We start from the raw sequence: 13,702 nt of genomic DNA, 5'->3' as shown, positions 1-13,702 counted from the left end.
TTGTGTCTTTCTCGCAATTGCAATAACCGGCCCGACGTGGCTTAAGAGCCGCGTTCGCGAGGAAGACCGCCATGCGCATCACGATGATTGGGACCGGCTATGTAGGCTTGGTCTCTGGTGTCTGCTTTTCCGAGTTTGGCTTCGACGTCACCTGCGTCGACAAAGACCAGGCAAAGATCGCGGCTCTGCAACGCGGCGACGTACCGATCTACGAACCCGGCCTCTCGGAGCTGATGGTCAAAAACGCCGGAAGGCTGAACTTTACCACCGACCTTCCCGGCGCCGTCGAGAACGCCGACGTCATCTTCATCGCGGTCGGTACACCGACACGCCGAGGCGACGGCGAAGCCGACCTCTCCTATGTCTATGCCGCAGCCCGCGAAGTCGGCGAAGCCATGCGCTCCGGCTCCGTCGTGGTCATCAAATCGACGGTCGTCGTCGGGACCTGCCGCGAAGTCCGCCGCATCATCGAAGAGACGGCGCCGGACAAGGAATTCTCCATCGCCTCCAATCCGGAATTCCTCCGCGAAGGTGCGGCGATCGAGGATTTTCTCCGCCCGGACCGCGTTGTCGTGGGCGTGGAAGACGAGCGCGGCGAACAAATCTTGAAGGCGCTTTATCGCCCGCTCAATTTGCGCCAGACGCCGATCGTCTTCACCAGCCTGGAAAACGCGGAGATCACCAAATACGCCGCGAACGCTTTCCTCGCGATGAAGATCAGCTTCATCAACGAGATCGCCGATCTTTGTGAGACCGTCGGCGGCAACGTCCAGGACATCGCCCGCGGCATCGGCCTCGACAATCGTATCGGACCGAAATTCCTGCATCCGGGGCCAGGCTATGGCGGCTCCTGTTTCCCGAAGGACACGCGGGCGCTTGCTGCGACCGCGCGCCGTCTCGGCAGCCCCATCCGGCTTGTCGAAACCACGATTGCCGTCAACGAGGAGCGCATCCGCGCGATCCCCGATTGGGTGATCGCCGCACATGGCGGCAGCGTCGAAGGCAAGACGATCGCCGTGCTCGGTATCGCCTTCAAGCCGAACACCGACGACATCCGCGAGGCCCCAAGCCTGACCGCCATTCCCGCGCTCCAGGCGGCGGGAGCCACCATTCGCGCCCACGATCCCCAGGCGGCCGAGGCGGCAAAACCGCTGCTTCCGGGCGTGACCTGGTGCGCGTCGCCCTATGCCGCCGCAGAAGGGGCTGACGGCCTCGTCATCATGACGGAGTGGAACGAGTACCGCGCCCTTAATCTCGCCACGCTTTCGCGGACGATGCGGGGCGATGTCCTAATCGATCTGCGAAACATCTATCCGCCCGAAGAAGTGGCACCTCACGCCTTCAACTATCACAGCGTTGGCCGCAAACCGCGTGCTGCCGAGCCCACGAGCCCGGCACGTCCGCGTCTTGTATCCTCCTGAGATTTCTCGAACTGTAAGACCCATGTCCGCAAATCTGTCCCACCTTGACCGGTTGGAAGCAGAAAGCCTGCATATTTTCAGGGAAGTGGCAGCCGAATGCCGCAACCCGGTGATGCTCTATTCGATCGGCAAGGATTCGTCGGTCATGCTGCATCTCGCGCGCAAGGCCTTCCATCCGGCTCCGCCTCCCTTCCCGCTCCTGCATGTCGACACGACCTGGAAGTTTCGTGACATGTACGCCTTCCGCAACCGGATGGCGGCCGAAGCGGGCATGGAGCTCATCGTCCATGTCAATCAGGAAGGCGTCGCCGCCGGCCTCAACCCGTTCGACCATGGCGCCAATTATACGCGCGTCATGAAGACGGAGGGTCTGAAGCAGGCGCTCGACAGGCACCATTTCGATGCGGCCTTCGGCGGCGCCCGTCGCGACGAGGAAAAATCGCGCGCCAAGGAGCGGATCTTCTCCTTCCGCTCCAAGAGCCATGGCTGGGATCCGCGCAACCAACGCCCGGAGATCTGGCGCCTCTATAACACTCTCATCCATGAGGGCGAATCGATGCGCGTCTTCCCGCTCTCCAATTGGACCGAGCTCGATATCTGGACCTATATCGAGCGCGAGAACATCCCGCTCGTGCCGCTTTACTTTGCGGCCGAACGGCCGGTCGTGAAGCGCGACGACCAATGGATCATGGTCGATGACGAGCGCATGCGGCTGATGCCGGGCGAAGTCCCGCAACAGCGGCTCATCCGTTTCCGCACGCTCGGCTGCTATCCGCTGACCGGCGCTGTGGAATCGTCGGCAACCACGCTTGCCGAAGTGGTCATGGAGACGATGGGTGCGACCCAGTCGGAGCGCGGCGGCCGCGCCATCGACCGGGAGGCCTCGGCTTCCATGGAGCGCAAGAAGCGGGAAGGCTATTTCTGATGGATACCGCCGACACCAATCCCGCGAGCATGCAGACACTCGCCGGCACGCTTGCCGCGCCCGACACCCTGCGTGTTCTGACCTGCGGTTCCGTCGATGACGGCAAGTCGACCCTGATCGGTCGCCTCCTTTACGATTCCAAGCTCCTCTTGCAGGACCAGATCGCCGATCTGGAGCGTGACAGCCGCCGCCACGGCACGACCGGCGGCGACATCGATTTTGCACTTCTCGTCGACGGGCTCGAGGCCGAGCGCGAACAAGGAATCACGATCGATGTCGCCTGGCGTTTCTTTGCGACGCCCCGCCGGCGCTTCATCATCGCCGATACGCCAGGCCACGAGCAGTACACCCGCAACATGGCGACCGGCGCCTCGACGGCCGAGCTCGCCATTCTCCTGGTCGATGCCGAAAAGGGCTTGTCGCGGCAGACGCGCCGCCATGCCCTGATCTGCTCGCTGATGGGCATCAAGCAGGTCGTGCTCGCTGTCAACAAGATGGATCTCGTCGGCTACGATGAGGCCGTTTTCGAGAAGATCGCGGCAGATTTCGCAGCTTTTGCCGGGCGCACGCGCATCGAAAGCGTCACGCCGATCCCGCTCTCGGCGCGCGAAGGCGACAACGTCACGGGCCCGAGCCCCCGCCTCCCCTGGTGGAAGGGTCCGGCCCTCCTGCCGTTCCTGGAGGAAGCGCCGTCCGCTCCGGGTCTCGTCGAAACACCGCTGCGCTTTCCCGTGCAATGGGTGTGCCGTCCCGACCACACGTTTCGGGGCTATGCTGGCACGATCTCGTCCGGGCGCATCGCCGTCGGCGATGAAGTCGTGGTGGCGGCCTCCGGCAAAAAGAGCCGCGTGACGGCGATCGACATCGGCGAGAATGCGCTGCAGGAGGCCGTCGCCGGCCAGTCGATCATGCTGAGGCTTGCCGATGAGGTCGATATCGCCCGCGGCGACGTTCTGGTGCCGGCGGAAAACCGGCCGGAGGTGACGGATCAAATCGCCGCCCATCTCGTCTGGATGGCGGAAGAGCCGCTTCTGCCGGGCCGGCCTTATTGGCTGAAAGCCGCCAACCGCATGGTCTCTGCGCAGGTGAGCGAACTCAAGCATCACCTTTCCGTCGACACACTTGAAGAGACGGCCGGCAAGGTCCTGGAATTGAACGAGATCGGGTTTGCCAACCTGTCGCTGGCGCATCCGATCGCGTTCGATCCTTACGGCGAGAACCGCGAAACCGGCGGCTTCATCCTGATCGACCGCTTCACCCATTCGACGGTCGCCGCAGGCATGGTCGATTTCTCGCTGCGGCGCGCCGCCAACATCCACTGGCAGTCGCTCGACGTCGACCGCAATGCCCGCGCGCGTCTCAAGAACCAGAAGCCGACGGTGTTGTGGTTCACGGGCCTCTCCGGCGCCGGCAAGTCGACCGTCGCCAATTGGGTGGAAAAGAAACTCTACGCGGCCGGCCGGCACACGATCACGCTCGACGGCGACAATGTCCGCCACGGCCTCAACCGCGATCTCGGCTTCACCGACGCCGACCGGGTGGAGAACATCCGCCGCGTCGCCGAGACGGCGAAGCTGATGACGGATGCAGGCCTCATCGTCCTCGTCTCCTTCATCTCGCCCTTCCGGTCCGAACGGCAGATGGCTCGTCAGCTGATGATGGAAGGCGAATTCGTCGAAGTCTTCGTCGACACCCCGCTCGATATTGCCGAGAAGCGTGACCCCAAGGGGCTCTATGCGAAGGCCCGCGCCGGACAGCTGAAAAATTTCACGGGCATCGATTCGCCCTATCAGATGCCGGAAAACGCTGAAATCACCGTCGACACGACCTCGGCTTCGCCGGAAGAACTCGCCGATGAAATCATCGCTTACCTGCGCCAGAACGGTCGATTGAGCTGAGTGTCGGCTGCTGCGGCGCTCCAAAGGGCCGCACCCTAAAGGACAGAAAGAGCCGTTGACCCTGGTGTCAACGGCTCGTTACACCGGGCCAATCTTGCAATACAAATACCATCGGCGCCGCCCACAGCCCGGCGACAGCATGATGGTTATGGTCGATGCGATGACCCCGGAAAAACCGTCTCCTTTCGCCATTTGGTGGTACGCCATTCGTCCGCGCACGCTGGCGCTTTCCGTCTCGCCGGTCGTTGCCGGCCTGACGCTCGCATGGGCCGAGAACGGCGATTTTCATCTGCTTCTGGCGCTGGTGACCCTGATCTCAGCCGTGGCCATCCAGATCGGCACCAATCTCAACAACGACGCCGTCGACGCTTTGAACGGGACAGACGATTCCGGTCGCATCGGCCCGCCCCGGGTGACGCAGAAGGGCTGGGCGACGGCGCGCGAGGTCTTCCACGCCACGCATCTGGCCTTCTTTATTGCCGCCCTCGGCGGCCTTTATCTCATCCAGGCCGGAGGCATTCCGATCCTCATCGTCGGCATCCTGTCGTTGATCGCCGGCTATGCCTATTCGTCCGGGCCGTGGCCGATCTCGCGCAGCCCCTGGGGCGAGGCCTTCGTCATCACCTTTTTCGGTCTCGTCGCCGTCGACGGGACCTTCTATCTGCAGACAGGCTTTATCGACGTCCCCGCCATCCTTCTCGGAGTGGCGATCGGATTGCCGGCAGCCGCCGTCCTCCTCGTCAACAATACGCGCGACCGCGAAAGCGATACGTTGGCCGGCCGTCAGACGCTCGCGATCCGCGTCGGGCCTCTCGGCGCCGGACGGCTTTACGGCCGTCTCCTGGCCGCGAGCTTTGTGATGATCACCCTTCTCGCCCTCGTCGGCGAACACCTGACCGGCGCTCTCCTGGGCCTGATCTGCATTCCGCTTGCCTGGAAGGCGCACCTGGCTTTCCGCAATGCCACGACGCCCGCCGATTTCAACGGCTGTCTCGGACAAACCGCCTCGGTTCAGGCCGCGCTCTGTCTCACCGTCAGCCTTGGTCTGATCTTCACCGCCGCCTGACGGTTTCGGGCTCGGCCACGTCCTGCGTCTGCAGAAAGCGGCGCTCGCCGCCTTCCAGAACGAGGCAGGTCAGACGGCCGGAGGCAAAGGCGCGCGTGTCGATATCGATGCGGTTGGGGCGGATATCGACCTCGTCGCGCGGCGTGTGCCCGTGCACGACACAGAAGCCGAAATCCCGTCCGCTTGAGAGAAACGGCTCGCGGATCCACACGAGATCCTCCTCCCGCTGAGCCCGCATCGGGCGTCTCGGATCGATCCCGGCATGAACGAAGAAGTAATGCCCCACGCTCTCGCTAAGGGCGAGCGACCGCAGGAATTGCTCAAACCCGCCGCTCAGCGCCTGCAACAAAGCCTGATGGCAGGTGACGAGCGAGCGTTGATCTCCACCCGACGGCGGCGCGACGCCGAACGAGCGCAACGTCGCCGACCCGCCCTGCCCGCACCAATAGGGCAGCATGCTCGGATCGGAGAGAACATCGAGAAGCACGGCCTCATGGTTGCCCTTGAGGCAGACGCGGCGGTCGCAGAGCTTTTCGCCGGCGAAGAGATATTCCAGCACAGCGCGGGAATCGGGGCCGCGATCGATGTAATCGCCCAGAAAGATCTCGACACTCTCTTCTGGAGGAAAAGCCTCCAGATCGGCTTTGATTTGCTCTTGGAGGTCGAGGAGCAGGTCGAACCGCCCATGGATGTCGCCGATCGCATAGACGCGGCATCCGTCAGGCACGGCGTGTTGCGGGTCAGTTCGTGCTGCAGAGAAAAAGGCCATGCCCGCGATATAGGGTGAGGCTCCGCAAAATCAGCCGCCCCCTTGCCGACCTCCCTCGGATCGGCCGCCTCGCGCACGGAAAAGATAGGCAGGCTGCATGTCCGGCCGAAGCCCCCTGGCACCGTCCATGACAGCCTGCCCGGCCGAGGCGAGCCTCAGCCGAACTTGAACAGGACGCCAAAACCTCCGCGCGGATAATTCCACTCGATGTCGTGCGTATCGGCACAGACGATGCGGCAGGTGCCGCATTCCATGCAGCCGTCCGGCGTCACCTCGACCTGTCCCTTGTCGTTGAGGGCATAACAGCCCGCCGGACAGATCTTCGTCAGCGCCAGAAGCGCCTGAGACGGCACCTCATGCGGGCGGACCTTGACGTGCGGACGGCCGGCATCCACCACGTATCGGTTGTAGTAAAGCTTCTCCTCAACCTTCACGCTATCTGTCTCCGTGCTCATCGCCAGGCCCTCGCCAGTTTGAATGCGTCGCCGATCATGCCCCTCAATGTCCGCGCCTGGCGGAACGAGGAGACGATCGCTTTCTCCTTCGCCTTCTTGTCCAGCCCGTCGACGCGGAACCATGTCTGCGCCGCCTTGCTCAAGAGACGCGGATAGAGGCCGAAGAGCGTCTCCTTGTTGCCGTGCAGGAAGGCCGGGATTTTGCGATATTTGCGCATGTCCTTGAGGACGAACGTCTTCTCCAGCCGCTCCTGATATTCGGCGAGATTGGCTTTCGTCATCTCCTTGCGCATGCGGTGGAGCCGCACGACGGTTTCCGCGGCAACGCGGCCCGTGGTCATGGCAAGGTTGGAGCCTTCGCGGTGGACGGCATTCACGAAATGACCGGCGTCGCCCACCATCAGCCAGCCATCGCCGAAGAGCGAGGGGATGGCATTGTAGCCGCCTTCAGGGATGAGATGGGCGGCATATTCCTTCACCTCCGAACCCGCCAGGAGCGGCGCGATCGCCGGATGCGACTTGAACCTCTCCAGGAGTTCGTAGGGCTTTGCGCCCGTCTCTTTGAAGTCGGAAACGAGGCAGCCGATGCCCACAGAGATCGATTCCTCGTTGGTGTAGAGGAAGGCGGTCCCGGTCATGCCCAGCGTCACGCTGCCCATCGCCTCGATGACGACGCCTTCGTCGCCCTTGAGGTTGAAACGGCTTTCGATGACGTCGCGCGGCAGGAAGTGCATTTCCTTGACCGCGAGAGCCACGGTATCCGGCTTCAGCTCATCGCGCAGCCCCGAACGCTGGCCGACGAGACCGTTGACGCCTTCCGCAAGGATGACGACATCGGCCATCACCGCACCATCCTCGCGGTCGGTCTGAACGCCGATCACCTTGCCGGATGTGTTGCGAATGAGCTCCTTGACCGTCGTCTCGTAAAGGACGGTCGCGCCGGCATCGCGCACCTTCTGGCTGAACCATTTGTCGAACTGTGCGCGAATGATCGTGTAGCGGTTCGGCTTCTCTTCGTTGAACTCCTCCGAGCGGTAATGCATGCCGGTGTAGGACGCGTCGTCGAGCATCCACAGACGCTGCTCGATGACGTGGCGCTCGAGCGGTGCATCTTCGCGAAAACTCGGAATGAGCTTCTCGAGGGCATCGGAATAGAGGATCGCGCCTTGAACATTCTTGGAGCCGGCATATTCGCCGCGCTCCAGCTGCAGGACGTTCAATCCTTCCTTCGCCAGTGTGTAGGCGGCGGCGTTGCCCGAGGGCCCTGCACCAACAACGATCGCATCGAAACGCTGTTCGACCATGGCTGCCTCCTTAGCCTGCCAGGCGGTTGACGGAGAGGTGCTTTGCGAATGCCCGTGTCAGCGCCGGAAGCACTTCCAGGGCATCGGCCACCACGCCGAGATGAGCAAAATCGAAAATGGGAGCGTTCGGGTCGCTGTTGATGGCGACGATGAGGTCCGCCCCTTCCACACCGACGCGGTGCTGGATCGCGCCCGATATGCCGGCGGCGATGTAGAGCTTCGGCCGGATGGTCTTGCCGGTCTGGCCGATCTGGCGCTCGGCGGGCACCCATCCCTTCTGCACGAGGGGCCGTGAGCAGCCGTATTCGGCACCGAGAACTTCGGCGAGATCCTTCACCAGCTGGAAATTCTCAGCCGAGCGAAGCCCGAGCCCGCCCGCAACGACGATGTCGGCGAAGGCGAGCTGCACCTTGTTGGAATCACGGTCCGCAACGAAGCGCAGAACCTTGGTGACGACATCCTCTTCGGCCATGTTGAGCGGGTGCTCGATCAGGCGTCCCGTGCGTCCCGGCTCGCGTTTCGGCATCGCCATGACGCGCGGCCGCACCGTCGCCATCTGCGGGCGGAAATTCAGCGTGTAGATTGTGCACAGCAGCGATCCGCCAAAGGTCGGCCGCGTCGCCGCAAGCGAGCGATCGTCGTCGATCGCAAGCTCCGTGCAATCGGCGGTCAGGCCCGTGGCCAGCGTCGTCGCCACCGAACCGGCGAGGTCGCGGCCGAGCGTCGTCGCGCCCAGAAGCAGGATCTCCGGTTTGTAGGTGTTGACAAGATCCGTCAGGCACTTCGTGTAGGTCTCGTTGCGGTAATGCGCGAGCATCGGATCGGCGACCTGATAAAGGACGTCGGCACCGTGCTCGTAGACTTCCGTCGCAGCCGCTTCGAGCTCGCTCTTGTCGCCGCCCAAAAGGACGCCCACGACCTCCACGTCGAGCTTCTCGGCAAGCTTGCGGCCCTCTCCCAGAAGCTCCAGCGACACGGGATGCACATGTCCGTGCTCGTATTCGATGAAGACCCAGACATGCCGGTAGGCCTTGAAGTGCTCCGGCAGTTCCTTCTTCATGCCGGCCCGGCCACCTGCGGGGCGGGCTTGCTGCTTTGGCGCGTTTGCCATCGGCTTTGCCTCCTACTGCCCGGCCGCGAAATTCATCAGATCGTCTTCGATCGTCTGATGCCGGCTGAAAATCTCGTTCATGAGCGTGTCGGCGATCTCATCGGGGCTCTTGCCGCCGACGGGAAGCTGCTCGGCTTTCTCTTCGCGCGGCGTCGGCGCGAAGACGCGCTTGACGACCGTGGGCGAGCCGCGCAGGCCGCATTTGGTGACGTCCTCGATGCCGATATCGGCGGCATTCCACACCGTCACATCGGCCTTTGCGGCCGAGAGCGCGGCCGACAGTGAGCCGCGCCGCATCTCGTTGGTGCCTTCGAGCATGGTGATGAGAACGGGAAGCTTCGTCTGCAGGACCTGCACACCGCCTTCCGCGCGGCGCTCCACCTCGATCGTGCCGCCCTCACGGTCGATCGGACCGATCTTGGCGACGTAAGTGAGCTGATTGAGGTTGAGGCGCGTCGCAATCCCCGGCCCCACCTGAGCCGTATCGCCGTCGATCGTCTGCTTGCCGGTGAACACGATCGAGGGTGCGCCCCAAACCTCGCCGATCTTCTTGATCGCCTGCGACAGCGAAAAGCTCGTCGCCAGAGTGTCGGAGCCCGCAAAGAAGCGATCCGTCAGGAGGACCGCACGATCGGCACCGAAAGTCAGCGCCTTGCGCAGCGAATCCTCGGCCATCGGCGGGCCCATGGAGAGAACGGTCACCTCTCCGCCGGACTTGTCGCGCAGCCGCAAAGCCTCTTCGAGCGCGAAAAGATCGTAAGGGTTGATGATGGTCGGCACACCCTGGCGCATGATGGTGTTGGTGACCGGATGAACGCGGATCTGGGCGCTGTCCGGAACCTGCTTGATACACACGACGATCTGCATCGTTCCTGCCTTCCTCATGCGCACCGGAGCCAGCTTGCGTCTGGTGGCCGGTGCCGAATTCAAGACCTCATCAGGCCTTTCGCAAGCAGCGTGCCAATCTCGAAAATCCCGTAATTACCTGATATTATTTTGCTTTTACGGATTGTCGGGTTTGCGCGACACGGCCAAAAGCGGACGGGAGCTGTCGCAAACCCGACAGAAGTGTCACTGGCTGGCGCGTCCTGTCAGGGTGTTGAGCGCCACAAAAGGCTTTGATTTCGGCCTCGGGCCACCGGCGGCCTGCTTCAGCACCTTGAAGACACGCTGTTCGAGCGGTGACGACCGGGTGAAATCCTCATAGGCCTGCGCCAGATGCGTACGACATGCCGCGCGCGCCGCGTCATCATCGAGGTCGTCGAGATGGTCGGCGGCGAGATATTCGCCCATGCGTCGCAGAATGTGCAGGCGTGCGACATGCACCACCTTCGGATCGTACGGCACGTCGAGAAACTCGAAAAACTCTTCCGCGGCCGACAGCTCCCGCAATTCGTCCAGAACGCCCATGATATCCTCCGCAGCGGCGGCCTTACGGCCGCGCTTTTCGTTGAGACCGGTCAGGCCGCGAGTTCGCGCGCCGTCAGCGCCGCATAAAGGGCGGCAACTTCGTGAAGACCGACCGCGCGCTTGGCCTTCGCGGCCTCTGCGCGGACCAGGTCGAGAAGCGTGCGCGTCTGCGTCTCGTCTGCGGCAAGCCCCAGAGTTTCGAGCGCATGGCGCATGGAGGAAATGCCGGAATGCTTGCCGAGAACGATGGTACGCGCCCGCCCGAGCCGTTCCGGATTGAGGCCCTCATAGGTCGCTGGATCACGCAGAAGGCCGGAAACGTGGATGCCGGATTCGTGCATGAACGCGGCGGCACCGACGATCGGCTTCGATTCCGGGATCGGACGGCCCGCAGCCTCCGCCACGAGTTCGGCGAGCCTCGTCAAATGCATGAGGTCGACCCCGCTCTTATGGGCGCCGATATGGTCGAGCGCGGTCGCCACCTCTTCGAGCGCCGCATTGCCGGCGCGCTCGCCGATACCGAGAACGCAGACGGAGGCGTGGGTCGCCCCACCACGGATCGCCGCCAACGTATTCGCGGTGGCGAGGCCGAGATCGTCATGGCCATGAAATTCCAGATCGAGATCGCTCATCGCCCGCAACCGCTGAAAGACGGCGAAGGTCGTGAACGGATCGAGGATGCCGACCGTGTCGGCGAAACGGAATTTGACGGCGCCCGCCTCCTGCGCGACCGCAATGGCCCGACGAATGAAGTCGAGATCGGCGCGGCTTGAATCCTCCCCGCCGAGCGCGACCCGGAGCCCATGCGCACGGGCATAGGGAATGACGCTGCGAATGCGGTCGAGGACATCGGCGCGATCGGTGCCGAACTTCGCCTTGATCTGCCGATCGGACATCGGCACCGAAAGATTGACCTCTTTGAGACCGCTCTTCAGCGCGGCATCGACATCGCCCTTGGTCATCCGGCACCAGGCGATGACGCGCGATCCCGTCACCGCCTCGCCGATCGCCGCAAGACTGTCGATCTCGGCCTCCCCCATCGCCGGCGTGCCCGCCTCGATCTCGTCGACGCCGGCCGCATCGAGGGCCCGCGCAATCGCCACCTTCTCATCGATCGAAAAGGCGACGCCCGGCGCCTGTTCGCCATCGCGAAGCGTGGAATCATTGAAGGCGATGTGACGGGGGACGATGCGCTCCTCAAGCATAGAGACGCTCCTGTGGCTTTGCGGGCTGCCGTGCCTTTCGCCAGAACGGCGACACGGCGCGCAGCTCTTCGATGATGTCGGGAAAAATCTCGATCAGCCGATCGACATCGGCTTTCTCGTTGTCGCGCGACAGGGAGAAACGCACGGCGCCATGTGCAGCGGTAAAGGGCAGACGCATCGCACGGATCACATGCGAGGCGTCCATGCCGCCGGAGCTGCACGCCGAGCCGGACGAGACGGCAACGCCATCGCGCGACAGAAGATGCACGATCGCCTCGCCTTCGACGCCATCGAAGGCGATGTTGCTCGTATTCGGCAGCCGATTGTCCACGTCACCGGTCACGATGCATTTGTCGATCGCCGCCAGCACGCCGGCTTCCAGATGATCGCGCAGCTCGCGCACACGGGTCTGTTCGTCATAGAGATGGAACGCGGCAAGTTCCGCAGCTTTGCCGAGACCGACGATCGCCGGCACGTTCTCCGTGCCCGAACGGCGTCCCCGCTCCTGACGCCCGCCGCGGATGAGCGGCTGAAACGGCACGCCGCGACGGACATAAAGCGCGCCGATCCCCTTCGGGCCGTGCAGCTTGTGTCCGGAGAGGGACAGCATATCGATCGCGCCGGATTGAAGATCCATCGCGATCTTGCCGACTGCCTGCACCGCATCGGTATGGAAGAGCGCGCCGGCCTCGTGCGCCATCGCAGCCAACCGTTCGACTGGAAAGATCGTGCCGGTCTCGTTGTTCGCCCACATGATGGAGACGAGAGCCGTCTGACGACCGAGCACCTTCTCGTAGGCATCGATATCGAGCCGCCCCCGCCCGTCCACCGGAATGACGTGGACGACCACCCCAGCCCGTTTCGCCAGATCCTGAGCTAGCGCAAGCACCGCCGGATGTTCCACCGCAGAGACGATGAGCTCGTTGCGGCCCTCCTGCGTGGCGAGCGCCGACAGGATGGCGGTCGTATCGGATTCCGTCCCGCCGGAGGTGAAGATGATCTCCTGGTCGGATTCTGCCCCAAGCAGCGACTGGAGCTGCCCGCGCGCCCGTTTCACGGCCGCGGCGACCACGGCTCCGAAGCCATGCGGTGAAGAGGGATTGCCGAAATGCTCCGTAAAGAACGGCAGCATCGTCGCCAGCACGTCGGGATCGACGGGTGTGGTTGCGTTGGCATCGAGATAGACGGGCCGCATCACCGCCTCCTCAATGTCTCGGCTGAACCGGGATGACGCGCACGGGCGCGCCGAGCTTCGCCATCAGCCGCATCTGAATGCCGCCGATGGTGACGCCGGCAAGCTGGCAGCCGACGCAGGCACCGGTCAGCCGCACCATGATCTTGTTGTCTTCGATATCGACGAGCTGGCAGTCGCCGCCATCGCCCGCGATGTAGCGGCGGATATCCTGCAGCGCGTCCTCGACGAGAGCGAATTTCTCCTCGCGGGTAAGACCGAGCCCGAAGGTCGCCGCCTTGCGCGAACCGGCCTCGCCGTCGGCGCTCTGAGAACGCGCCTCGGGCGACGACGCAGGCCTTTTCGGCATCTGCGTGCGGTTGAGAAGCGTCAGCCGCACCATCGGCTTCTCACCCGGACCGGCCGCACCTTCGCAGCGCTCCACACGCTCGTCGGCGGCGGCCTCAAGAAGCTCATCCTGATAAAGGGGGGAAAAATCAGTCATGGGGCTCTCCATCATCCGAAGGACTTGCCGCAGGAGCAGCTCCAGGTCGCCTTCGGATTGTCGAAGGTGAACCCGGCGCCCTCCAGGCTTGTGACGAAATCAACGGTGGTGCCTTCGAGGTAGGCGATGCTCATCGGGTCGACGAAGACCTTGATGCCCGCCTGCTCCACCAGCACGTCGCTCGGCTCGGCCTCACCGACGAGACCCATCATGTATTTGAGGCCGGCACAGCCGCCGCTCTCGACCATCAGGCGCAGGCCCTCGACCGGTTCATCGGACCCGGCGATCGCTGTGCGCAGCGCATCTACGGCGGCCTCGGTCAGTTGGATCATGCCTCGCTCCTTCGTTGCCAGGAGCGGAGCAAGCCGCGTGCCAAACCCTAACTTATTGTTTTCAATGGATATTGCCGGATTGACGGAATGTCGCATTCCGCACCAATGTCACAAAGCCGACAGGCGTCTT

General features: G+C 63.4%; 14 protein-coding genes. 4 read left to right on the top strand and 10 right to left on the bottom strand.

Annotation, left to right across the window (positions count from 1 at the left end; genetic code table 11):
- The first annotated feature begins 71 nt into the window (after nucleotides 1-71).
- The 4 genes from BLP76_RS07630 (at nucleotide 72) to menA (ending at nucleotide 5,310) form a co-directional block, all read left to right on the top strand.
- A complete protein-coding gene (locus tag BLP76_RS07630) occupies nucleotides 72-1,421 on the top strand; it encodes a UDP-glucose dehydrogenase family protein (protein ID WP_092811187.1) in 1,350 nt (449 codons plus the stop codon).
- Nucleotides 1,422-1,443: 22 nt separating this feature from the next.
- Nucleotides 1,444-2,346 carry a sulfate adenylyltransferase subunit CysD gene (gene cysD, locus BLP76_RS07625; protein WP_092811185.1) on the top strand — a complete coding sequence of 301 codons (903 nt, stop codon included), beginning with the start codon at nucleotides 1,444-1,446 and terminating at the stop codon, nucleotides 2,344-2,346.
- Nucleotides 2,346-4,244: an adenylyl-sulfate kinase gene (gene cysC, locus BLP76_RS07620; protein WP_092811183.1), complete on the top strand. Its 1,899-nt coding sequence runs from the start codon at nucleotides 2,346-2,348 to the stop codon at nucleotides 4,242-4,244. Before cysD ends, cysC begins: the two co-directional genes overlap by 1 nt.
- Before the next feature lie 139 nt (nucleotides 4,245-4,383).
- On the top strand, nucleotides 4,384-5,310 hold the full coding sequence (gene menA / locus BLP76_RS07615) for a 1,4-dihydroxy-2-naphthoate octaprenyltransferase (protein WP_092811181.1): 927 nt from the start codon (nucleotides 4,384-4,386) through the stop codon (nucleotides 5,308-5,310).
- On the opposite strand, the gene BLP76_RS07610 is transcribed toward menA, so the two are convergent.
- From BLP76_RS07610 to BLP76_RS07565, 10 genes are all read right to left on the bottom strand, one after another.
- On the bottom strand, nucleotides 5,297-6,037 hold the full coding sequence (locus BLP76_RS07610; protein WP_244514492.1) for a metallophosphoesterase family protein: 741 nt from the start codon (nucleotides 6,035-6,037) through the stop codon (nucleotides 5,297-5,299). The two genes, menA and BLP76_RS07610, sit on opposite strands and share 14 nt — an antisense overlap.
- Nucleotides 6,038-6,234: 197 nt before the next feature.
- Nucleotides 6,235-6,534, bottom strand: a complete 300-nt coding sequence (locus BLP76_RS07605; protein WP_092811177.1) for a ferredoxin family protein — start codon at nucleotides 6,532-6,534, stop codon at nucleotides 6,235-6,237.
- On the bottom strand, nucleotides 6,531-7,838 hold the full coding sequence (locus BLP76_RS07600) for an FAD-dependent monooxygenase (protein WP_092811175.1): 1,308 nt from the start codon (nucleotides 7,836-7,838) through the stop codon (nucleotides 6,531-6,533). The genes BLP76_RS07605 and BLP76_RS07600 overlap by 4 nt, the downstream gene beginning before the upstream one ends.
- 10 nt (nucleotides 7,839-7,848) lie before the next feature.
- The gene (locus BLP76_RS07595; protein WP_092811173.1) at nucleotides 7,849-8,949 is read right to left on the bottom strand and encodes an electron transfer flavoprotein subunit alpha/FixB family protein; all 1,101 of its coding nucleotides are present in this window, start codon (nucleotides 8,947-8,949) and stop codon (nucleotides 7,849-7,851) included.
- A gap of 12 nt (nucleotides 8,950-8,961) precedes the next feature.
- Nucleotides 8,962-9,816, bottom strand: a complete 855-nt coding sequence (locus tag BLP76_RS07590) for an electron transfer flavoprotein subunit beta/FixA family protein (RefSeq protein WP_092811171.1) — start codon at nucleotides 9,814-9,816, stop codon at nucleotides 8,962-8,964.
- 204 nt (nucleotides 9,817-10,020) lie between these two features.
- Complete coding sequence (gene nifW, locus BLP76_RS07585; RefSeq protein WP_274605701.1) at nucleotides 10,021-10,413, bottom strand: nitrogenase stabilizing/protective protein NifW; 393 nt, start codon at nucleotides 10,411-10,413, stop codon at nucleotides 10,021-10,023.
- Nucleotides 10,410-11,564, bottom strand: a complete 1,155-nt coding sequence (gene nifV / locus BLP76_RS07580; protein WP_092811167.1) for a homocitrate synthase — start codon at nucleotides 11,562-11,564, stop codon at nucleotides 10,410-10,412. The genes nifW and nifV overlap by 4 nt, the downstream gene beginning before the upstream one ends.
- Nucleotides 11,557-12,759, bottom strand: a complete 1,203-nt coding sequence (gene nifS / locus BLP76_RS07575; protein ID WP_092811165.1) for a cysteine desulfurase NifS — start codon at nucleotides 12,757-12,759, stop codon at nucleotides 11,557-11,559. The genes nifV and nifS overlap by 8 nt, the downstream gene beginning before the upstream one ends.
- Before the next feature lie 10 nt (nucleotides 12,760-12,769).
- Complete coding sequence (locus tag BLP76_RS07570) at nucleotides 12,770-13,240, bottom strand: NifU family protein (RefSeq protein ID WP_200170522.1); 471 nt, start codon at nucleotides 13,238-13,240, stop codon at nucleotides 12,770-12,772.
- Between the two features lie 11 nt (nucleotides 13,241-13,251).
- Nucleotides 13,252-13,572, bottom strand: coding sequence for a HesB/IscA family protein (locus BLP76_RS07565; protein ID WP_092811161.1), 321 nt, complete (start codon nucleotides 13,570-13,572; stop codon nucleotides 13,252-13,254).
- Nucleotides 13,573-13,702 lie beyond the last annotated feature (130 nt).

The sequence above is a fragment of the Afifella marina DSM 2698 genome (assembly GCF_900102695.1).
Classification (GTDB): Bacteria; Pseudomonadota; Alphaproteobacteria; order Rhizobiales; family Afifellaceae; genus Afifella; species Afifella marina.
Note: the sequence above shows the minus strand (reverse complement) of the source record. Positions and strands in the feature narration are given on the sequence as shown.

What these genes read in the sequence shown, in the direction of transcription:
- BLP76_RS07600 (WP_092811175.1), bottom strand. Translation starts at nt 7,838, where the DNA reads ATGGTCGAACAGCGTTTCGATGCGATCGTTGTTGGTGCAGGGCCCTCG.
- nifS (WP_092811165.1), bottom strand. Translation starts at nt 12,759, where the DNA reads ATGCGGCCCGTCTATCTCGATGCCAACGCAACCACACCCGTCGATCCC.
- BLP76_RS07605 (WP_092811177.1), bottom strand. Translation starts at nt 6,534, where the DNA reads ATGAGCACGGAGACAGATAGCGTGAAGGTTGAGGAGAAGCTTTACTAC.
- BLP76_RS07570 (WP_200170522.1), bottom strand. Translation starts at nt 13,240, where the DNA reads ATGACTGATTTTTCCCCCCTTTATCAGGATGAGCTTCTTGAGGCCGCC.
- BLP76_RS07630 (WP_092811187.1), top strand. Translation starts at nt 72, where the DNA reads ATGCGCATCACGATGATTGGGACCGGCTATGTAGGCTTGGTCTCTGGT.
- menA (WP_092811181.1), top strand. Translation starts at nt 4,384, where the DNA reads ATGATGGTTATGGTCGATGCGATGACCCCGGAAAAACCGTCTCCTTTC.
- nifV (WP_092811167.1), bottom strand. Translation starts at nt 11,564, where the DNA reads ATGCTTGAGGAGCGCATCGTCCCCCGTCACATCGCCTTCAATGATTCC.
- cysC (WP_092811183.1), top strand. Translation starts at nt 2,346, where the DNA reads ATGGATACCGCCGACACCAATCCCGCGAGCATGCAGACACTCGCCGGC.
- BLP76_RS07595 (WP_092811173.1), bottom strand. Translation starts at nt 8,949, where the DNA reads ATGGCAAACGCGCCAAAGCAGCAAGCCCGCCCCGCAGGTGGCCGGGCC.
- BLP76_RS07565 (WP_092811161.1), bottom strand. Translation starts at nt 13,572, where the DNA reads ATGATCCAACTGACCGAGGCCGCCGTAGATGCGCTGCGCACAGCGATC.
- cysD (WP_092811185.1), top strand. Translation starts at nt 1,444, where the DNA reads ATGTCCGCAAATCTGTCCCACCTTGACCGGTTGGAAGCAGAAAGCCTG.
- BLP76_RS07590 (WP_092811171.1), bottom strand. Translation starts at nt 9,816, where the DNA reads ATGCAGATCGTCGTGTGTATCAAGCAGGTTCCGGACAGCGCCCAGATC.